The sequence below is a fragment of the Roseivirga sp. genome (assembly GCF_049099775.1).
In the GTDB taxonomy this organism is placed as follows: domain Bacteria; phylum Bacteroidota; class Bacteroidia; order Cytophagales; family Cyclobacteriaceae; genus Roseivirga.
Genome location: NZ_JAGDZM010000007.1, coordinates 702,675 through 724,439 on the forward strand (window position 1 = coordinate 702,675; position 21,765 = coordinate 724,439).

General features: G+C 38.5%; 14 protein-coding genes. 6 read left to right on the forward strand and 8 right to left on the reverse strand.

What is annotated here, in order from left to right; all coding sequences use genetic code 11:
• Window positions 1–278: 278 nt before the first annotated feature.
• The gene (locus JXQ92_RS14215) at window positions 279–9,299 is read left to right on the forward strand and encodes an Ig-like domain-containing protein (RefSeq protein WP_421987286.1); all 9,021 of its coding nucleotides are present in this window, start codon (window positions 279–281) and stop codon (window positions 9,297–9,299) included.
• 135 nt (window positions 9,300–9,434) lie between these two features.
• Here the strand turns inward: JXQ92_RS14215 and JXQ92_RS14220 are convergent, their stop codons facing one another.
• From JXQ92_RS14220 to JXQ92_RS14235, 4 genes are all read right to left on the reverse strand, one after another.
• Window positions 9,435–10,025: a hypothetical protein gene (locus JXQ92_RS14220; protein WP_421987287.1), complete on the reverse strand. Its 591-nt coding sequence runs from the start codon at window positions 10,023–10,025 to the stop codon at window positions 9,435–9,437.
• Window positions 10,022–10,363: a PadR family transcriptional regulator gene (locus JXQ92_RS14225; RefSeq protein ID WP_421987288.1), complete on the reverse strand. Its 342-nt coding sequence runs from the start codon at window positions 10,361–10,363 to the stop codon at window positions 10,022–10,024. Before JXQ92_RS14225 ends, JXQ92_RS14220 begins: the two co-directional genes overlap by 4 nt.
• 122 nt (window positions 10,364–10,485) lie before the next feature.
• Window positions 10,486–11,370 (reverse strand): lipoyl synthase, encoded by an 885-nt coding sequence (gene lipA / locus JXQ92_RS14230; protein WP_421987289.1) that lies wholly within the window; start codon window positions 11,368–11,370, stop codon window positions 10,486–10,488.
• 67 nt (window positions 11,371–11,437) lie between these two features.
• Window positions 11,438–12,163, reverse strand: a complete 726-nt coding sequence (locus JXQ92_RS14235; RefSeq protein ID WP_421987290.1) for a hypothetical protein — start codon at window positions 12,161–12,163, stop codon at window positions 11,438–11,440.
• A 59-nt stretch (window positions 12,164–12,222) separates the two neighbouring features.
• Between JXQ92_RS14235 and JXQ92_RS14240 the strand changes: the two genes are divergently transcribed.
• Complete coding sequence (locus JXQ92_RS14240) at window positions 12,223–12,627, forward strand: OsmC family protein (protein WP_421987291.1); 405 nt, start codon at window positions 12,223–12,225, stop codon at window positions 12,625–12,627.
• Here the strand turns inward: JXQ92_RS14240 and JXQ92_RS14245 are convergent.
• Window positions 12,611–13,339: a hypothetical protein gene (locus JXQ92_RS14245; RefSeq protein WP_421987292.1), complete on the reverse strand. Its 729-nt coding sequence runs from the start codon at window positions 13,337–13,339 to the stop codon at window positions 12,611–12,613. The two genes, JXQ92_RS14240 and JXQ92_RS14245, sit on opposite strands and share 17 nt — an antisense overlap.
• A 51-nt stretch (window positions 13,340–13,390) precedes the next feature.
• Window positions 13,391–15,070: an energy-dependent translational throttle protein EttA gene (gene ettA / locus JXQ92_RS14250; RefSeq protein ID WP_421987293.1), complete on the reverse strand. Its 1,680-nt coding sequence runs from the start codon at window positions 15,068–15,070 to the stop codon at window positions 13,391–13,393.
• A gap of 100 nt (window positions 15,071–15,170) precedes the next feature.
• Here ettA and JXQ92_RS14255 point away from each other — a divergent pair, with 100 nt between their 5' ends.
• From JXQ92_RS14255 to JXQ92_RS14270, 4 genes are all read left to right on the forward strand, one after another.
• On the forward strand, window positions 15,171–16,403 hold the full coding sequence (locus JXQ92_RS14255; protein ID WP_421987294.1) for a DUF349 domain-containing protein: 1,233 nt from the start codon (window positions 15,171–15,173) through the stop codon (window positions 16,401–16,403).
• A 120-nt stretch (window positions 16,404–16,523) separates the two neighbouring features.
• Window positions 16,524–16,745: a DUF2795 domain-containing protein gene (locus JXQ92_RS14260; protein ID WP_015329640.1), complete on the forward strand. Its 222-nt coding sequence runs from the start codon at window positions 16,524–16,526 to the stop codon at window positions 16,743–16,745.
• A gap of 171 nt (window positions 16,746–16,916) precedes the next feature.
• A complete protein-coding gene (locus JXQ92_RS14265) occupies window positions 16,917–18,668 on the forward strand; it encodes a GMC oxidoreductase (protein WP_421987295.1) in 1,752 nt (583 codons plus the stop codon).
• Between the two features lie 3 nt (window positions 18,669–18,671).
• On the forward strand, window positions 18,672–19,295 hold the full coding sequence (locus JXQ92_RS14270) for a gluconate 2-dehydrogenase subunit 3 family protein (protein WP_421987296.1): 624 nt from the start codon (window positions 18,672–18,674) through the stop codon (window positions 19,293–19,295).
• A gap of 74 nt (window positions 19,296–19,369) precedes the next feature.
• Here JXQ92_RS14270 and JXQ92_RS14275 read toward each other — a convergent pair whose 3' ends face one another.
• Entirely contained in the window at window positions 19,370–20,020 is a 651-nt protein-coding gene (locus JXQ92_RS14275) for a response regulator (protein ID WP_421987297.1), read from the reverse strand.
• The gene (locus JXQ92_RS14280; protein WP_421987298.1) at window positions 20,013–21,761 is read right to left on the reverse strand and encodes a tetratricopeptide repeat-containing sensor histidine kinase; all 1,749 of its coding nucleotides are present in this window, start codon (window positions 21,759–21,761) and stop codon (window positions 20,013–20,015) included. Before JXQ92_RS14280 ends, JXQ92_RS14275 begins: the two co-directional genes overlap by 8 nt.
• Window positions 21,762–21,765 lie beyond the last annotated feature (4 nt).

Below are 21,765 nucleotides of genomic sequence, written 5' to 3' on the forward strand. Positions count from 1 at the left end.
TTTGTTTTATCGCAATTTGTAATTGCTTACTTTTCCATGCTCTCATAAGAATTACTAAACAAATAATAGGCTTTACGGAATTGAATCTGAAGTGTTGATTTTAGGGAGTGTATTATGCAACCAAAAGTTCGTTCAAAAGAGAGTTTTCCAATAATTAAGGTCAACTGTGTAAAACAGATTTTTTTGTGTTTTGCCTAGAAATATTTTAAAAAAAGTAATTTCTAGTTTTGATAAAAAATAGTAATTTCAAAGGCTAAATATCCTGACCAGAAATCTCTATGAAAAAAATATTACTTCTACTACTGTTTGTATGTTCCTTGACTACAGTTTCTTTCTCTCAAGAAAGTCTAGATCAACATTTTTTAAATTCTTGGAAAATCTTGAGGCAGGATAGGTCCATGCCATTTTCTGTTGCAGCAGAAGAATTAAGTTCTTCATGGAGTAATTGGGGGATGCGAGATTTTGGTAATATTCCTAGAATACCTTCCGAAGACATTGATGCAACCTCTACTAGAAACAACTCAATTATTTGGAGAGATTCTTATGCTAGTTTAGGTGAGAGTGCTCAATTATTCAGGAGTCAAAATCCAAATGATGTTGACTATAACAGAAATATGTCCTACATGCACTTTGTGGCAGGCCATACTTATGGGGTACTGGCAAGCTTGTTTGATGAGGCTTACACATATGATTTTGAAAACATGTTGCCTGATTATAGTTTAAAATCTTATCAAGAGATTTTAGCAGTTAGTATGGAACACTTTGAAAGTGCGAAAGCGTTTGCTGAAGCTGGAGATTTTTCATTACCGACTAATTGGATCAATGGTAATGATATTTCTAATGAAGATTTTATAAAGATTATAAAGACTTATGCTGCAAGATTCATTATGAATAGTGCTAGAGGTGACGAGGAAGTTGATTGGGAAAACGTAATTGCATTACTTAATAATGGAATTGAAGAAGATCTCTCAATCCAAGGTGACGGAAATGTATGGTGGTCTAGGACGTTAATACAAGGTCAACAAGCTGTCTGGGCACGTGTTAGTCAGCGCGTAATAAATATGATGGCCGATGAGTCATCGAAGAGTGCGGGAGGTGTTTACCCTTATCCTGAGGGAGTTAGTTCTCTACCTGAGGTAACGAGCGATGACAGGAGGTTCAATGATTACTTTGTATATAACTCTAGTGTTTCATTTGCTGCGGACAGGGGATATCATTTTTTTTCGATGTATAATTTTAATCGGTACCCAGAATTTCTAGAAGGCTTTAACACCAAAGTGCCTGAAATTGATTTGATTGAAAAAGAACTGCTGCTGGCAGAAGCTTTGCTCAATGTTGGTAGAGCACAAGAAGCATTGGAAATAATTAATAGCTCTAGAGAAATTGGAGAGTTGGATAATCTCACGAGCCCCATAAGCAATGAGGAATTAATCTCATTTCTACAGTATGAAAAAACTCTAGCCAGTTTTGGACATGATGTTGCATATTTCGATAAAAGAAGGTGGGGCACACTTTATCCAGATACTTTTGAAGAGCTCCCTATACCATCGGAAAATAAAGAATCAACAAGACTAGTTGGAGTCTCTAAGCCTTTTAATGGCGTAAAGAATTTCCCAATAGATGGCTCAATCGAAGTTTCATTTTATAACCAATTTAATGGAATACCGACTCATCAAGGGGAGCTAAAGGTAGATGCTACTATTTCAGAAAATGAAGTAGTATCATTTATTATTCCATTGAACGCTACTTCATCTAATGACGGAGCCACCGTGAGTCAGTCAATTGAAATAGGAGATTACATCAACTTAAGCAGTGAAAATGAATATTCATTTGATATTAGCCTGACAAGTTCTTCCGATTTAAGTGTTTCGAAAATTGAGGGTTTTCAATTACAAATGACTGATTTTGATGCTTTAGATCGTTGGTCAAACAATGCGCTAATTGACCCACTAGCACAAGGGGCTGAGCCAGTAAGGTTTTTTGAAGATGAGGCTCGTGTTATAAATATCTATTTCAATCATATTACTGTCTTTGATAAGGCCACCAATGAGTGGAGTAATCTTGCCAATTCTGTTTCAACTAACTTCTCTATTACACAAGCTTCTTTAGCTTATGGAAATGACATTTTGTTTATACCAGTTATCAATAGTTTGACAGAAGCAAATGGTAATGTGATTAGTAACACAGAACCACAAGACATACTTTTTTATGATTTTACGAGTGATAATTGGGTCTTACGAGAAGGTGAGAAGTATTCAGGGTCGTTAGTAGACTGTTATTCTTGTACATATGGAAACGGCCAAGGTGTATTTTATACTTATCTTGATGGGGAAAATAATCAAATAGTACTAAAGAAAATAACATCGGGGGATGATCCTGTAGAGACTCTTTATAGTCAAACCCCTACTCAAGCTAACCCTCAGGACCCTGAGATGATATTTGCTACCAACGGGTATGTTTTTATTGGAGGAGATAATGGTTTAACAAAAATTGAGTTTGACGCTAATTATGAAACAGTCAATGGGGTCACGGATCTCCATCAAACATTTATTAGCCAATTACAAGCCGATGGTTTAGGAAGTGAGAACCTCCTTGAATTGTTCTTAGCAGAATCTTTCGAAAGCGGTCGCGGTGCTGTTTCTGCGTATTCTCCCGATGGAAATGAGTTATATATGTCATATATGACATATGGAGATCCCAAGCCGAGTCATTTTTATTTTGATGGTGTCGATTGGCACTTATTATTTGATGAGGAGATTGATTTTACGGGAGGCTTAGACAGATGGTATGGAGAGGGTGTAAATGCTTTTGTAACGGCAGACTTGATTACAGGTAGTAATATTCATTGGTTTTCAAATGGGGAACAATTGGCAATGGGTAAATTAGGACCAGGGATAGTCACTGGAATATCAGACGGACGTCTTGTTTTCCAAAATGAGAGTTTTAATTTTTCTGATAACGGATCTGAAACAGGAGATTTGGATGTTTCCTATTCACAAGAAGCACTAGATCGACATTTTAACAGCTCTTGGAGAATTCTGAGACAAAGTTTGGACATGCCATTTTCCGTAGCTGCAGAAGAACTAAGTTCTTCATGGGGTAACTGGGGTATGCGAGATTTTGGTCAAATTCCAAGATTACCTTCAGAAGACATTGACGTAACCACTTCTAGAAATAACTTATCAATTTGGTCGCAGGTTTATCAGAACTTGGGAGTCAGTGTTGAATTATTTGATGGCCAAAACTCAAGTGATTTTGATTATAATAGAAATATGGCCTTCATACATTTTGTGACAGGCTATACTTATGGGATACTGGCCAACCACTTTAATGAGGCCTACCTATATGATTTTGAAACGAGTTCACCTGATTATAATCTAAAATCTTATCAAGAGATTTTAGAAGTAAGTATCGGACACTTCGAACTAGCGAAAGAATTTGCTGAAGCTGGTGATTTCGTTTTGCCAAATAATTGGATAAATGGTAATGATATTTCTAATGAAGGTTTTGTACAAATTATAAATACTTATGCCGCACGGTTCATTATGAACTCTTCCAGGGGTGATGACGACCTTGATTGGGAAAAAGTAATAGAACTACTTGGCAATGGAATCGAAGAAGATCTTTCTATTCAGGGTGATGGAATTATCTGGTGGTCAAGGATTTTGATTCAAGGCCAAAACCCTCTGTGGGCACGTGCAAGTCAACGTGTAGTGAATATGATGGCTAATGAGTCTACAAAGGATATAGGAGGGGTCTATCCTTATCCAGATGGTGTTAGTTCATTGCCAGAGGTGGTAAGTGATGACGCAAGGTTTAATGAATATTTTCGATATAACAACGGTGTTAGTTTTTCTGCAGATAGAGGTTATTATTTCTTCTCTAATTATTCATTCCACCGTTACGAGGAATTTTTAGACGGCTTTACATCGAAAGTACCAGAGATAGATTTACTTGAAAAGGAATTACTATTGGCCGAAGCGTATCTTAACGTAGGTAGAACCGAAGATGCATTGGTTATAATTAATAAGTCTAGAGAAAATGGTGCGCTGGGTAATCTAGAGAGTTCTGTTACTAATGAGGAGCTGTTTTCATTTCTACAGTATGAAAAGACCTTAGCTAGTTTTGGCCATGGTCAGGGTATTGCTTATTTAGATAAAAGAAGATGGGGGACACTTTACCCTGATACCTTTAAAAATCTACCGATACCCTCGGAAATTGTTGGATCGACAAGCATAGAAGTTTCTAAACCCTTTAATGGAGTTAAGAACTTCCCAATTGATGGTAGGATAGAAGTTTCATTATATAACCAGTTTAATGGAATGCCGACTCACCAAATCGATTTTAGTAGCATAGAGGTTGATGCTGTGATTTCAGAAGAAGTAGTTCAGTCCGTTACCGTTCCATTGGCTGCCACTTCGTCAACTTTTGGAACACCATGGAGCCAGTCATTTGAATTAGGAGAGTACTTTGACTTAAACAGTGAGAATGAGTATACTTTTGATATCAGCCTAACAAGTTCCACTGATTTAAAGGTTGAGAATGTTCAATTGCAAATGACTGATTTTAATGCTTTAGATCGTTGGTCAGATAATATAATCAAAGACCCTCTGGCGGAAGGAGCGGAGCCTGTTAGGTCTTTTGAAGACGCTGCGCGTATTATTAATGTCTATTCCAATTTCATTACTGAATTTGATAAGAATACCAAAAGGTGGAGGAGTCTTGCCAATTCTATTTCGACAAACTTCTCTATTGCTAACGCGGCAATGGCTTATGGTAACGATATTTTGTTCATACCAGTTATCATTGGTTTGACAGACGTAAATGGTAATGTGATCAGCAACATAGACATACAACCAGATGACATACTTTTTTATGATTTTACTAGTAATAACTGGGTCTTGCAAGAAAATGAGAAGTATTTGTCGTCGTTAATAGCATGTTATTCTTGTACATATGGAAATGCTCAAGGTGTATTTTACACCTATCTTGATAGAAATGAAAATAAAATAGTAATAAAGAAAATAACACCAGGTGATGACCCTGTGAAGGCTATTTATAGCCAGACTCCTGCTCAGGCTAACCCTTCGGACCCTGAAATGATATTTGTTACCAATAATGAGCATATTTTTATCGGTGGAGATAATGGTTTAATTAATATAGAGTTTGATTCTAATTATCAATCAGTATTAGATGTTACGGATCTTCATCAAATATTTATTAGCCAATTACAAGCTGATGGATTAGGAAGTGAAAACCTCCGTGAATTGTCCTTAGCCGAATCCTTCTCAAGTGGCCGTGGCGCTGTTTCTGGATATTCTGCTGACGGCGATAAGTTATATATGACTTATATGACCTTCGGAGAACTTAAGCCAACTCATTTTTATTTTGATGGTGTAGATTGGAAAGTCTTATTTGATAAGGACATTGATTTTACTGGAAACTTTGATAGATGGTACGGTGAAGGTCCAAATGCATTTGTAACTGCAGACCTTAATACTGGAAGCAACATCCATTGGTTTTCAAATGGAGATCAATTACCCATGGGTAAATTGGCACCGGGCGGCGTGAAGAGATTGTTTGAAGGGAATCTTGTTTTCCAAAATGAGACCTTTAATTTTCCAGATATAACTTCACCAAAACTCGTAAGTCTGAGTCCTGAAGACGGTAGTGAAGTTTTAGCTTTTACTACAATTACAGCAACATTTGATCAGCCTATTTTTCCGAATAGTGGTAAGCTGAGGTTTTTCCGAAAGAGTGATCTATCCCTGGTATATGACCTAGATATTACTGATGAAAGAATAGACGTATTAGGTAGTACCGTTTCATTAGATCTTCCTGAATCGTTGCCATTAGGAGAGGAATTGTTTATTCATTTTGCCGCTCAATCATTAGAAGATCAGGCAGGAAATGAGATTGGATCGATTTTCGACTCTGAAACATGGAACATTATAGTAGTAGAAAACCCATCACCAGAGATTTCTAGTTTGAGTCCGGTAGATGGTGGGACAACGCTTCCTGAAGAGACGATAATGGTAACCTTCAATGAATCCGTAGAGAAGGGAAATGGAAAGCTAAGGATTTTCAGAAAGAGTGATCTATCTGTGGTATATGATCGAGAGATTAATGATCAGGATGTAGTAGTGTCTGGAAGCACCGTTTCATTAGACCTTCCTGCTTCATTGCCAATAGGAGAAGAATTGTTCGTTCATTTTGCTGCTCAATCATTAGAAGACCAAGATGGAAATGAGATAGGAGCAATATTCGATAATGAAACTTGGAACATTACTTTAGTACCAGACCCATCGCCAGAAATCTCTAGTTTGAGCCCAGTAGATGGTGGAACAGCGCGTCCCCGAGAAAAGATAATGATCGACTTCAATGAACCAATAGCTAAGGGGAATGGAAAGTTAAGGATTTACAGAAAGGGTGATCAATCAATAGTCTATGAGCGAGAAATTACGGATGAGAGCATAGTAGTGTTTGGGAGTATTGTTTCGTTAGACCTTCCTTCATCCTTGCCAATAGGAGAAGAATTATTCGTTCATTTTGCTGCTCAATCATTAGAAGACCGACAAGGAAATCAGATTGGATCAATATTTAACTCGGAGACTTGGAACTTTACTATCATGCCAGATCCATCGCCAGAGATTTCTAGTTTGAGCCCAAGTAATGGTGGATCAGCCGCTCCAGGAGAGACAGTAACGGTTACCTTCAGTGAATCAGTAAAAAAGGCGCATGGTCGACTAAGGATTTTCCGCAAGAGTGATCAATCAATGGTTTATAACCAAGAGATTACCGATGAGAGTATAGTGGTATCTGGTAGTACCGTTTCACTAGACTTACCTTCATTCTTACCAACAGGAGAAGAATTGATCATTCATTTTGCTGCTCAATCATTAATAGACGAAGGAGGAAACGAGATCGGATCAATATTTAATACGGATACTTGGAACATTACGATAGTACCAGACCCATCTCCAGTAATTTCTAGTTTGAGCCCGGTAGATGGTGGAACAGTCTTTCCTGGTGAGACAGCAACAGTCACCTTCAATGAATCAGTAGAGAAGGGAAATGGTAGGCTAAGAATTTATCGAAAGAGTGATGGTTCAGAGGTCTATGGCCGAGATATTACAGATGAAAATATAGTGGTGACAGGTAGTAGCGTTTCACTAGACCTTCCTTCATCCTTACCAACAGGAGAAGAATTGTTTATTCATTTTGCTGCTCAATCAATAGAGGATCAAGGAGGAAACGGGATCGGAGCAATATTCGACAATGATACTTGGAACATTACGATAGTACCAGACCCATCACCAGAGATTACTAGTTTGAGCCCAGAAGATGGTGGGATAGCCCTTCCTGGAGAGACGGTAACGGTCACTTTCAATGAATCAGTAGAGAAGGGAAATGGAAGGCTAAGGATTTTCCGCAAGAGTGATCAATCAGTGGTCTATGACCGTGAGATTACAGATGAGAGTATTGTGGTGTCAGGTAATACTGTTTCATTAGACCTGCCTGCATCATTGCCAACAGGAGAAGAGTTGATTATTCATTTTGCTGCTCAATCATTAGAAGACCAAAGAGGAAATGAGATCGGAGCAATATTCGATAATGAAACTTGGAACATTGCCATAGTACCTGATCCATCGCCAGAGATTTCTAGTTTGAGTCCAGTAGATGGTGGAACTGCCTTTCAAAGAGAGACGGTAACAGTCACCTTCAATGAGTCTGTAGAAAAGGCGAATGGTAGGCTAAGGGTTTTCCGCAAGAGTGATCAATCAATTGTCTATAGCCGAGAGATTACAGATGAGAGTATTGTGGTGTCAGGTAGTACCGTTTCGTTTGACCTTCCTACATATTTGCCAACAGGAGAAGAATTGTTTGTTCATTTTGCTGCTCAATCATTAGAAGATGATAGAGGAAACCAGATCGGATCAATATTCGACTCTGAGACCTGGAACATTACCATAGTTCCAGACCCATCACCAGAGATTGCTACTTTGAGTCCAATAGATGGTGGAACTGCTCTTCCAAGAGAGACTGTTACGGTTACCTTCAATGAGTCAGTAGAGAAGGCGAGCGGTAGGCTAAGGATTTTCCGCAAGAGCAATCAATCAGTAGTCTATAATCGAGAGATTACTGATGAGAATATAGTGGTGTCAGGTAGTACCGTTTCATTTGACCTTCCTTCTTATTTGCCAACAGGAGAAGAATTGATTATTCATTTTGCTGCTCAATCATTAGAAGACCAAAGAGGAAACCAGATCGGATCAATATTCGATTCCGAAACCTGGAACATTACCATAGTACCAGATCCATCACCGGAGATCTCTAGTTTGAGCCCAGCAGATGGTGGTACTGCCCTTCCTGGAGAGACCATAACGGTTACCTTTAATGAATCTGTAGAAAAGGCGAATGGCAAGCTTAGGATTTTCAGAAAGAATGACCTGTCTGTGGTTTATAGTAAAGAGATTACAGATGAGAGTATAGAGCTATCGGGTGGTACTGTTTCGTTAGACCTTCCTGCGTCGTTGCCAACAGGAGAAGAATTGTTCATTCATTTTGCTGGTCAATCATTAGAAGACCAAGGAGGAAACGAGATCGGATCAATATTCGATACTGATACTTGGAACATTACCATAGTACCAGATCCATCACCGGCGATTACTAGCTTGAATCCAGTAGATGATGGAACAGCCATGGAAGAAGCTACTTTCACTGCCACCTTTAGCGAAGATGTATTCAAAGGCAGTGGTAAGTTGCGTATCTTCAAGAAGAGTGATATTTCAATTCAATATCAGGTAGATGTTAATGATGCTTCAGTCTTAGTGCAGAACAATACACTTAGTTTTGATTTGCCTTTAGGCCTACCTAGTGGTCAAGAACTGTTGGTTCATTTAAGCAAGGATGCTTTGGTCGATGATGGCGACAATAACATTAATGGTTTGTTTACAGTAAATACATGGAACTTTACGATAAATAATACCGAAGGATCTAGTGTAAATGAGGAGATATTTTTAACAGAAGAAGAAGAGGTTCAATCAGAAGAAGAGGCCTTAGATATAATCGCATACCCGAACCCGTCAACGGGAGTATTTACGGTAAAAGTGAATGACCCAGAAAAAGTACATTCGATTCTTCTTTACGATATGCAAGGTAAAGTGATCTACAATAAATCTAGCAATATAGGCTTAGAGACGAAAGTTAACTTAAGCTTGCGAGGGAATGGTGTTTATCTACTAAATGTAAGGCATACTACCGGAGTGAAATATATCAAGGTTGTCCTTAAGAAGTAACAGTTAGTAACCATATTATAACATACAGAAAGCCGAACCATTAGGTTGTTCGGCTTTCTGTATGTTAATCCATTCGGCACTATTAACAAGCAAATAAATGCTATTGCTTTGCTGCTTCTTTTAAATCATTGCTAATTAATTGAATTGGAGCTCACTTCTTTTAAACCCCAGGTAAAATTTATAAGGTAGAAAGGTAATACCAAAGAGAAGTATTGAAATGATTAAGAGCATCTGACTATTAGACCTTTGTTCAATAGCTTTAAGGTTTAAAAGCGCTGTTTCCTTATTGTAATTACTAAATATGTCAATCCTTTCTTCTTTGCTTATTTTTCGGTCTATATCCATCAGAATATATTGTTTTGACATGCTTTCTCTTCTGCTATCTGTCATAGATTCATTTTGAAATGATAGTATGGTAAACAGGATAGCTAGACTGAACAATAAAGCACTCAGGTATCCACCGATATAAGCTGTTTTCTTAATCATGATATTTGGAGTTTTTGTGGTTAAAATTTTTAAATCCTTTTCTATTTCATTAGCGTTAGTAGGCAATGTTTTTCTTCTTGCTAATTCGAAAGCTTCGTCAAATGATGTTTTTTCATCTTCTAGGAGTAGTTCAATTTCGCTTGAAATGTGATCGACCAAATCGTCAATAAGATCTTTATCGGTAAAATTCTCTTGACTCAAGAAGTTCCTGATTTCATTTGCTTGTTGATTAGTAATCATGATAGCGCTGGTTTTTTATTCTCAAATAGTAAACCTAACGTGGCCCTAAAGTCAAGAACTTCTGCTACAGACATGCTTAGAAGGCCATTGCCTTTTTTTGTAAGGCTGTAGTATTTTCTTGTTCGATTTCCCACATTGACTGATTCCGTTTGTAAATAACCTTCTTTGGTTAAGGCATGCAGACTTGGATATAGTGATCCTTCTTTGATGAGAATTTTACCCTCAGACTTAGCTTTTACGTGCTGGACGATCTCATAACCATACATTCTATTCTGTTCTGAAAGAAGTTTAAGAATGATAGGTTTTAGAATTCCTTTTAATAGTTCTCTTGAATACATAGAACAATAATACATCATAAATCTATGTATATCAAATTAATAATAAAAAAAGCCGCATTTAGCGGCTTCATAATTCTCAAATATATCTTTGTACTTTGTTCTATTGACGAATAGTCAATCGACTAAACATGCACATGTCTCTCAGCATGGTAAGAAGATCTAACCAAAGGTCCGGATTCAACATACTTAATGCCTCTTTTTAATCCTTCTTCCTTAAAGAATTCGAATTTATCAGGGTGAACATAGTCAATAACTTCATGGTGCATTTTAGTAGGCTGAAGGTATTGGCCTAGTGTCAGGATGTCTAGCTTTACTTCCGCCAAGTCATCCATTAGCTTAAATACCTGATCGTCTGTTTCTCCAAGACCGAGCATCGCACCAGATTTAGATCTTTTTCCGTATTCTTTAATGCGATTAAGCTCTTCTAAGCTTCTATCGTATTTGGCTTGAGGTCTCACACGGCGATAAAGGTCCTTAACAGTTTCCATGTTATGTGAAACTACTTCTTGACCGGCGTCGATCATTCTATAAAGTGCTTCCCAGTTTCCTTTTACGTCAGGAATTAAAGTTTCAATGGTTGTAGCAGGACTAAGTTCTTTGGTTTGAACCACTGTTTGGTACCAAACCTCAGCACCTCTATCCTTTAACTCATCTCTATTTACCGATGTAATTACCGCATGTTTTACGCCCATTAACTTAATAGCTTCGGCAACACGCTTTGGCTCTTCAGTATCATATTCCGGAGGTCTTCCAGTAGCAACTGCGCAAAAAGAGCAAGACCTTGTACAGACGTTCCCTAAAATCATAAAGGTAGCAGTACCTGCACCCCAGCATTCCCCCATATTTGGGCAATTGCCGCTCTCACAAATAGTATGAAGTTTATAATTATCAACGAGCTTGCGGACTTTTGCATACTCAGGACCTATTGGCAGTTTTACACGAAGCCAATCTGGTTTCTTACGTCTTCTTTCAACTGTTTCCTTCGAAACGACAGGTAGTTCTATCATATCTTTCTCCTATGACTATAGAAACACAAAGGTAAGGCAAAGGTTCCAAAAAAGATGTGCTTAAGGCTTATCTTCTTTTACCGAAATAAATAGCTACAAATCCGGCAAGAAAAGCGCTATTATTATCGGATTCAGGGATAATGTTGATTTCACGGGTATAAATGTCTAAAGACATGCCAACTTCTACACCAAAAACTTTCTTTTTGGTGGAGTTAGTTTCAAATGTGAGGGAAGCTTTTGCGTGGGCGCCAAGCACAAATTTAGACCTGCCAAGGCCTCTGAATGGACCTGCTGTTCCAATAATGAAGTTCCGAGCATGACTAGGGTCATCAGGGTTGTATTGCTCTTTTCTGTTGCCATTAAATTCAAGGAAATATGGTACTTCTATTCCAATTGAAGGCCCTGCGGCCGCCATGGCAGTAATTCTAGCACCTTGTTGGGGCGCCTTTTTGAATAATATTTTTTCTCTACCGTAAGTAGGTCTTAGTGCCAAAAAGTAATTAGATTTTCCAAATACGAAAGAACTTCCGGTAACTGTAGTTTCTTTAGTTTCTCTAGCATGCTTAATATTGACCAACTCTATACCGTAATTGACAAGATTTCCATCGCTTATAACCTTAGATTGTCTATAGTAGAAGCCGCTAAGCAGTCCTCCGTTGGTAGCCTTATTAATTCCGAAGACATTTTCTGAAGTGTATTCTTCGTCGACTAAACTGCCTGATTGCTGTGCAACTGCACTAAAGCTTAGCACAAATAGGAGAAGTAAAACGGTGCTTTTTGTAATAGAAGTCATACAGTTTTGACGGTATTATAATGGTCTCTAAATTAACGAAAAATTATCCTGCTTAGTTTATGGCTACGATCAAATCTAAATACGAAGGCGCTTTGAGAACGTCTGCAATCCATGTAAAATCTGGTAATCAATTGCTTACCGATGCCCCAGTTGATAACAACGGAAAAGGGGAGACTTTCTCGCCGACCGATGCCGTGGCCGCAGCGCTTGGCAGTTGCATGATGACCGTTATGGCCATTGCCGGAGAAAAGAAAGGAATTGATATGACTGGTTTGCATCTGGAAACTACTAAAGTAATGTCTGCAAGTCCTAGAAGAATTTCTGCCCTTCAGGTCGAATTTCATTGGGACAATTGCCCTGTTGACGAGAGGGATAGAGAATGGCTAAAAGGAATTGGAAAAAACTGTCCCGTTGCTTTAAGCCTTCATCCCGAATTGGAGCAAGAAATTAATTTTTATTTCTAGCTACCCAAGAAACCATTTCACCAACATGCTCAGGGTTTTTTACTTTGAGCTTGTTTTTACGTGCATATTTTCTGAGTTGATCAGAATAACTTCCAAATAGGTTATAGAATGCTGTTTTAGTATCAGGAAGGACAACCCATTTATTATTCAACTTCAAATAACGAGTGCTGAACGCCTTGATGTCATCGTTCATGGAACCAATTTCAGTAGTTGGATCATAATTACTCGGAATAAATTCTAGGTAGTGCTTCACCTTAACAAATGGCGAGGAACTTACGTCTTGCATAAAGCCGCCATATTGATTTTCTGGCCAGATGAGTTTGGTATTGGTGAAGTTTACGGCGTCTAAATCTCCTTGTGCTGCAAAGCTGAAAGACTTAACAATATTCCATGGGATGATTCTATCAGAAAATGCATCTTCCAAGGCTTCAGTCTCCATATTATACAAGAAGTTACCACTCACTGTATCGCCTTTTAATAATAGAATAGTTGTTTGACGACCTTTTTCATAAACATAAGGAGAATAATCAATAACCGCTTTTGCCTCTGGCAGTCTCGATCTTACTGAAATTCTTCCGTTTGTACCAATCCTTAGATCACTTCCTCCAGTACCTGATATTGCACTTCCTGTTACACTACTTCCTGTTACCTGTCCTAGAGCCGAAAAGCTCATTGCACAAAGTAGCATGATCAATATTTTTATCTTTTTCATATCTATCCTCATATCACCTCTAACTAAATTTAATCAAAAAGAAACAGTTTATCAACCAAGCTTCTTGTATCGAATTCTTGTAGGATCTACATCCCCTAAGCGTTTTTTACGGTTTTCCTCATAATCTGAGTAGGTACCTTCGAACCAATAAACCTGAGAATCTCCTTCAAATGCTAGAATGTGAGTACAAACTCTATCTAAGAACCATCTATCGTGAGAAATTATTACTGCGCACCCTCCAAAGTTCTCTATACCTTCTTCCAATGCCCTCAGCGTATTTACATCCAAGTCATTGGTAGGCTCATCTAGTAATAACAGATTGGCACCTTGCTTAAGTGTTAAAGCTAAATGCACCCTATTTCTCATGCCACCCGAAAGCTCGCTTACTTTTTTGTTTTGATCATTACCATTAAAATTGAATCTACTGACATAGGCTCTGGAATTAATTTCTTTTCCTCCAAGGTTGATTAATTCATTGCCTTCAGAAATAACTTCCCAAACTGTTTTATTAGGATCCAGTTGCGTGTGCTCCTGATCAACGTAGGCAATGTCGACGGTTGAGCCAACTTCAAAATCTCCAGTATCCGGTGTTTCTCTTCCTGTGATCAGATTGAAAAGCGTGGTTTTACCTGCTCCATTTGGACCAATAATTCCGACAATTCCTCCTTGCGGTAATGAAAACTCAAGGTTTTCATATAACAGTTTATCACCAAAGGCTTTAGAAACTCCTTTAGCTTCAATAACCTTATTTCCAAGCCTTGGGCCGGCAGGAATATAAAGCTCCAATTTCTGTTCTCTTTCCTTACCCTCTTGGCCTACCAATTTGTCGTAAGCCCCTAAACGGGCTTTTGATTTCGCTTGTCTTCCTTTCGGCGACATGCGAACCCATTCTAATTCTCTTTGTAAGGTTTTTTGCCTTTTAGACTCAGACTTCTCTTCATCAGCAAGTCTTTTTTGTTTTTGGTCTAACCAAGAAGAATAGTTTCCTTCCCAAGGAATGCCTTCACCTCTATCAAGCTCTAAAATCCAGCCAGCTACATTATCAAGGAAATACCTATCGTGCGTTACCGCTATTACAGTGCCTTTGTATTGTCTTAAGTGTTGCTCTAGCCAATGAACAGATTCAGCATCTAAATGGTTGGTAGGTTCATCAAGTAAAAGCACATCTGGTTCTTGAATTAGAAGTCGGCATAGGGCTACTCTTCTTTTTTCACCACCCGATAAGTTTTTAATTGGCGCATCTGCAGGAGGAGTCCTAAGCGCATCCATGGCTCTATCCAATCGCGAATCTAAATCCCAAGCACTTACTTGATCCAGTTTTTCTTGCACTTTACCCTGATCCTCAATCAGTTTTTCCATGGCATCTGGATCAGCAAGTACGCCTGGATCGGCAAACTTAAGGTTGATATCTTCGAATTCTTTTAATAAATCAACCGTTTCCTGAGCCCCTTCTTCAACCACCTGTCGTACGGTTTTATTAAGATCTAAATCAGGCTCTTGTTCGAGCATACCCACAGAATAACCTGGCGAGAAAACCACTTCTCCTTGGTATTCCTTATCCATTCCAGCAATAATCCTGAGCAATGATGATTTACCTGAACCGTTCAATCCTAAAACGCCGATTTTAGCACCATAGAAAAAAGATAGGTATATGTTTTTAAGTACTTGTTTCTTGGGTGGGTAGATCTTATTTACCCCTGCCATTGAAAAAATTATCTTGTTATCACTCATTTTTGGCTGATTTTGGATCAAATATGCTAAAAAATATCCTTGAATTCAGCGCAATAAATTGAATTAACTAATTTCGAGCGCGAATTGAAAAATCACAGCATTGGAAAAGTTAGTCTACGGATATATTAAGGACGGTAAAGTATTCAGAAAAGCATTTTTAGATTTTCCTGATTTGGAAATAGGAGAGGTTAAAGGCTCTGAAGAAGAAAGCTTGTCATATTATGAAGACCGATTCGAATTAGCCGAAAAGCAGGTGAATACGGTTAGTGAAAAGATAAGTGCGAATACCAATAAAGGATCTTTCCTTATGAAAGTCCTTCATTTAAAGGAAACACTTCATCAGTTTGATGCTATTGGCGATTTTGAAAAACTCTATGGACAGTTGGATGTACTTGAAGCAGAGTTGAACGCTTATGTAGAAGCGAATAGGCACAAGAACTTACAAATTAAGACAGCGCTTTTGGAAGAACTAAAAACTGTCGCAAAAAGTAGTGAATGGAAAACGGCTTCTTTGGGGGTAAAGGAAATCCAAACCAAATGGACTAAAACAGGTGCTGTAGGTGTTGATCAAAAAGAGGCCATAGAAGGTGCCTATACCGAACTGATCAAATTCTTTTATGATAGTCGAGCGGCTTTCTATGCCGACTTAGATAAGATGATGGCCGAGAAAGAAGAGGATTACGTTTCTTTTGTTAAAAAAGCAGAAGCTCTTAAGAAAATTGATGGGTTGAATGAGTTAAAAACAGCCATTCATACATATACTGAAGAATGGAAAAGTCTACCGAAGATAAAACCAACCCAGCATAACTTATTCTGGCAAGCGTTTCAAACAACAATTAAAGCGGCATTAAATAATGCTAGGAAGCTAGATAAAACAAAGAAAAAGGCCAGTACTAAGGATAATCTCAGGGCGAAGGAAGCACTCATCGAAAAACTTGTTGAAGCTAACAGGACAGTCGTACCAAGTATACAATTACATCAAATTCAGAAAGCGTGGAAAGGCATAGGCCCAGTTGATAAAAAGGTAAGTGATGCGATCTTCGAACAATATCTTTTTTTATCTGACTCCATTTCAGAAAAGCAGTTCTTGAATTCGCTGGTTTTAAAAAAATCTAAAAAGGATAGTTCTGAAGATGAACTAAAAAAACTTCGTATTCGGTTGTTGAGAGGATTGATGGAGCGAGATATAAATGAGCTACACACTTTTGAAGAGAACTTAGGGAAATTTAGCATGGCTAAAGGGCTCGATGGACTGTTGGAAAAGAAGCTGAACCAACAAAAAAGGAAGGTTGAAGTGAAAAAAGGTATCTTGCAAGAACTGAAAAACAGCTAATAAGCAGATGAGGATAAGCTTTTAGTAATTCAAGTAGCTGCGATGAAATATTTGCTTTTAAGCATTTGAATTTTAGAAATTTATTCTATTCTTTTGCACGCCAAAGAAACAGGAAGATATATGTACTGGACACTAGAACTAGCATCATACTTAGAAGATGCCCCATGGCCGGCTACTAAGGATGAGTTGATTGATTTCTCCATTCGCTCAGGAGCTCCTTTAGAGGTTGTAGAAAACCTTCAAGAACTTGAAGATGATGGACAACCGTATGAAAGTATTGAAGAAATTTGGCCGGATTACCCGACCAAAGACGACTTCTTCTTTAATGAAGATGAATACTAAAGATTTTAAGCCTCGATAACCTCGAGGCTTTTTTATTTACCTACCCTAAGGCATCGCGCCCAGCAATCAAAGCCTTCTGTTTTTTTTAAAGCTTTCTGCTTATATTTCTAATCTATCCAAATAAATCGCGCTGGATAAGATTGTACAATTTTTTACTCAATACTATTCTCAATGAACTTAAACCTTAAAGCAAAGCAGGAGAGAACCTATGATGCAATTGTGGTAGGCTCGGGAATCAGTGGAGGCTGGGCAGCTAAAGAACTTAGTGAAAATGGCTTAAAGACACTGGTACTCGAACGTGGTCGAAAGATCGAACACATCAAAGACTACCACACGGCTACTATGGATACCTGGGACTTACCAAATCGTGGTAGAACCAAAAAAGAAGAAATAGAAAAAGACTATCCTAAGCAAAACAGAACAGGATACACCACTAATGTGGCACACAGACACTTCTTTGTAAAAGATAGTGAACACCCTTATCAAGAAGATACACGCTTCGACTGGATGCGTGGCTACCACCTTGGTGGAAGGTCTATTACTTGGGGAAGGCAGAGCTATCGCCTTAGTGATATTGATTTTACTGCAAACCGTAAAGACGGATTTGGAGTAGACTGGCCAGTGCGCTACAAAGATATTAAACCATGGTACGACTATGTAGAACGTTATATCGGAGTAAGTGGTGAAAACAGAGGGTTTAAGCAATTACCAGATGGTAAATTCCTTCCGCCAATGCAAATGAATTGTGTGGAGAAAGACTTTAAAAAAGCAGTTGAGAGCAAGTGGAATAACAGATGGGTAACTATAGGAAGAACTGCCCATTTAACCGAGCCATTGGCTAATTCGCAGCCTGATCATAAGAATCCAGGAGGAAGAAGCCAGTGTTTGATGAGAAACAGATGCATGAGAGGCTGTCCTTACGGTGGTTATTTCTCCAGTTTGTCATCAACACTTCCAGCAGGCGTGCAAAGTGGTAACCTCGAAATTCAAACTGATGCTATTGTACATGAAGTTATGTACGATGATAGCACAGGGAAGGCTACAGGAGTTAGAGCCATAGATCAGAATACTAAGGAGTCAACAGAATATTATGCTAAAGTCATTTTCCTATGTGCTTCGGCAATTGCCTCTGCAAGTATTTTAATGCAGTCTAAGAGCGAAAGATTTCCAAACGGTTTGGGTAACGATAGTGGCGAACTAGGTCATAATATCATGGATCATCACTTAGGCGTTGGTGCTTATTCAACAGTAGAAGGATACGAGGATAAATACTTTAAAGGCAGAAGAGCCAATGGTATTTACATTCCAAGGTTTAGAAATCTAGGCGGAAGCTCTAATATGAAGAACTTCATAAGAGGGTATGGCTATCAAGGTGGTGCTGGTCGTGATGGCTGGGGCCGAAATATTGCTGAAATGCGTAATACGCGAGTAGGTGGCAATATTAAAGATATGCTAATGGAACCAGGTAGCTGGACTATGGGCTTCGGTGGTTTTGGTGAGGTACTTCCCCAACACAAAAACTACATGATGCTAGACTATGAAAATCTTGATGTTTGGGGATTACCTCAAGTAAGATTCGACGCAGGTAATTTTCATGAGAATGAATATGAAATGCGAAAAGATATGGCATCAGCTGGTGCTGAAATGCTTGAAGCCGCAGGCTTTAAAAACGTCGGTACTTATGACAATGGCCCCCACATGGGTTTAGGTATTCATGAAATGGGAACGGCTAGAATGGGACGCGACCCAAAAACATCCGTTCTAAACAAATGGAATCAGGTGCACGCATGTAAAAACGTTTTTGTAACTGATGGAGCATTTATGACTTCAGCAGCTTGTCACAACCCGTCATTGGGTTACATGGCATTTTCTGCTAGAGCAGCTAATTATGCCGCAGATCAAGTAAAAAAAGGAAAACTATAGATCATGGAAAGAAGAAAAGCAATCAAAAACATAGGGTACGGTTCTGCCGCACTATTTTCTTCCAGCTTACTATTTGGGTCATTGCAGAGTTGTACTGCTACCCCTACTGTAGATTGGATCCCGGTTTTCTTTACACCTGAAGAAGCTGCACAAATGGAGAAAATTTGTGAAGGTATTGCCCCTAAAACAACTACTCCTGGTGCTATTGAGGCGGGTGTTCCTGCTCATTTAGATGAAGCTTTCAGTCTTTTCAGTACTGAAGAGGAAGCAAGTTATTTTAAAAGAGGGTTAGCCGTATTTGTAGAAAACTTCAAAGGCAATGCTGAGGTTTCCTTTAATAAGGCAACAACGCCTCAAGTAACCGATGTAATAAATGCTTATTACAAGAAGTACAATGAGCAACCTGAGATTCTTAAGAATTATAGAGAGACCTTTAAGGACGCTGGAGAGAAATCTGATGAATTTGTGGAAGCTCACTTCGTGACAAGCGTAGTTGACGCGACTTTCAATAGTTATTTTACTTCAGAATTGGTAGGAGAAACCGTTATGAGATATGATCCTATACCAGTTAAATATGAAGGATGTATTCCTTACGAAGCTGGGCAAAAATCTTGGTCTAGCGTTTGATAGAGTCTTTATAAAAGAATAAGCCTCTTCGAAATCATCGGAGAGGCTTTTTTATTATAAGTAGACGCGATTTTCTAAAGTTCGTAAACCTCGTTTTGGATAGCCCATTTCGCCAAGCCGACAGAGTTTTTAAGTTCAAGTTTCAATAATATATTCGCTCGATGACTTTCAACAGTATGCGTGCTGATCGATAATTCGTCCGCAATTTCTCCAGTTGTTTTTTCCTGACAAATAAGCTGGATTATCTCTAACTCTCTTTTCGTCAATAAGTCTTTCTTTCCGAAGCTGCTGGAGGATTTTTTATTTCCAGCATCAAAAAATGCTGACATTAACTGAGGATCGAAGAAATTCTTGCCCTTAGAAACTTCAGCAATTGCCATAAGAATATTTTCCTTGCTGGAATTCTTAAGTAAGAAACCAAAAGCGCCATTTTTAATCATTCGCTTTGCAAGTCTAGGGTTGTCATGCATGCTTAGCGCGATCACCCGAATATCAGGGTGGTGCTTATTGAGGTATGACGTACATTCAAGACCATCCATCTCAGGCATATTAATATCCATGAGAATTAGATCAACGTCTTTTTCTTGCTCTATAGCTTCTATCACCTGATGCCCGTTAAGTGCCCCACCAACAAACTCTAAATCGTTTGTATTGTTGATAATGGCTTCCATACCGTCGATGATCACTTGATGATCATCAACTACCATGATTTTAATCTTATCCATATTGAGGGATCGTGATATTAAATGCCGTTCCAGTACTTGGGTCACTATCGAAAGAGAGTTTGCCTTTCAAAATATTTACCCTAGAGGCAATGCTTTTTAACCCTAGGCCGAGCTTTACCTTCGATTTATCGAAACCTTTGCCATTGTCAGCATATTTGAGCAAGTAATCATTATTTGATTTTGAGATCGACAACTCTAATTTGTCTGGATTTGCGTATTTAAGGCTGTTATTCACCAACTCTTGTACTATACGGTATAAGAGCACCTCTTTCTCTTCTGCAAGTGCTCCCTCTTCATAGTCAAAAGTTTCTTCTATTAGTATATCCGTAGAAGCACTTACGTTATCCAGAAGGTCAAGAATTGCTTCTTGTAAACCAAGTTTTGTCAGGCTAGCCGGTACCATGTTGTGAGAAATCCGACGTACTTCGGTGCAAGCATTATCAATTTGATCAAGAGAATCTTTAAAGTCTGACTGTGCGGAGACCTTATCTTGAAAACTGCTCAGTCTAAGTTTAATTCCTGTTAGCAAAACACCAATGCCATCATGTAAATCCTTAGCCACTCTCTTGCGCTCATTTTCCTCGCCAATTACCATGGCTTGTAGGTTCTCAAGTTGTTTCTTTTGTATTGCTCGGGTAAAAAGCAAATAGCTAATGATCAGAACTATAGCCAGTATAACGATAATCAACCCGAACATTTGGGCCCTTTGTGTAGCTGAAACAGCTTCCTCTTCTGCTTCATCGAGTTGTTTGTCGGTCCGAAAATCTTCTGTGATTTGGGCGACTGATTCTGTCCTTTGACTCACTAGGAAAGAGACAACAGTGTCAAATTTCTGTTTTTGGTACTCTAGTGCTTTGCGATAGTTGCCTTCTGCCGCATAGACATCGGTCAATAATGAGTATATGCGATTGTACGCTCCCCAATCGTTGAAGGCTTTTAGGTCCTCTAAATTGTCCTCAAGAATTACTTTGGCTTCTGCAAACTGTTGTTTTAATATGTAGACCTGGGCAATTTCAGTATTTAGACCAATTTTTAACTGATCTAACTCCAGTTCATCATATAACTCTTTTGCAAATCCAAAATAATATAGAGCACTATCATAAGAATTTAGAATCTGGAGGCTATTGGCCAACATATAATAAGTGTTAGCAAGTAGAGGTTTTTGGGTGTCATCCTTTACAGTTAAAATTCCTTTTTGAAAGTTATTGGCAGCTTCTTGATGTTTTCCAAGTCTAAATTGAGCGGCTCCATAATAGTAATAAGACTTCGGAAGCTCAGATGTAAGTTCATTTTCCTCCCTAATTGCTAAGGCTTCGCTGATATAGTCGAGTGCCTGCTGATGTTCTCTAAGCTGAACGTAGATTATACCAATCTTATCGTTAAGATCCGCATATAGCGATAACTTATCGGATCCTTTCAAATCAACTAATAGATCAGTATATACTTTGACGGCACTATCATATTTTAAGTTTTTATTATAAAGGTCACCTCTAAAAACTCTGTAGTCCAAGAATTCATCTTCCGTTTTTAATAGGGCATTTACTTTGCTTAAATACTGTTTTGATAACTCTGGATCTAAAGCCAATGCCCTCTTCAATAGTAGCATGCCTGTTTCTGCATTCGGACTTTCGTCGAAGACAGTTTTTAGGCTATCAAGGTTTATAGCCTGACTTAAGCTCAAATTAACAACAAAGACAAGCAGCATTAATGCTAATTGTAATTTGGTCTTTAATGTTTTCAAGGTT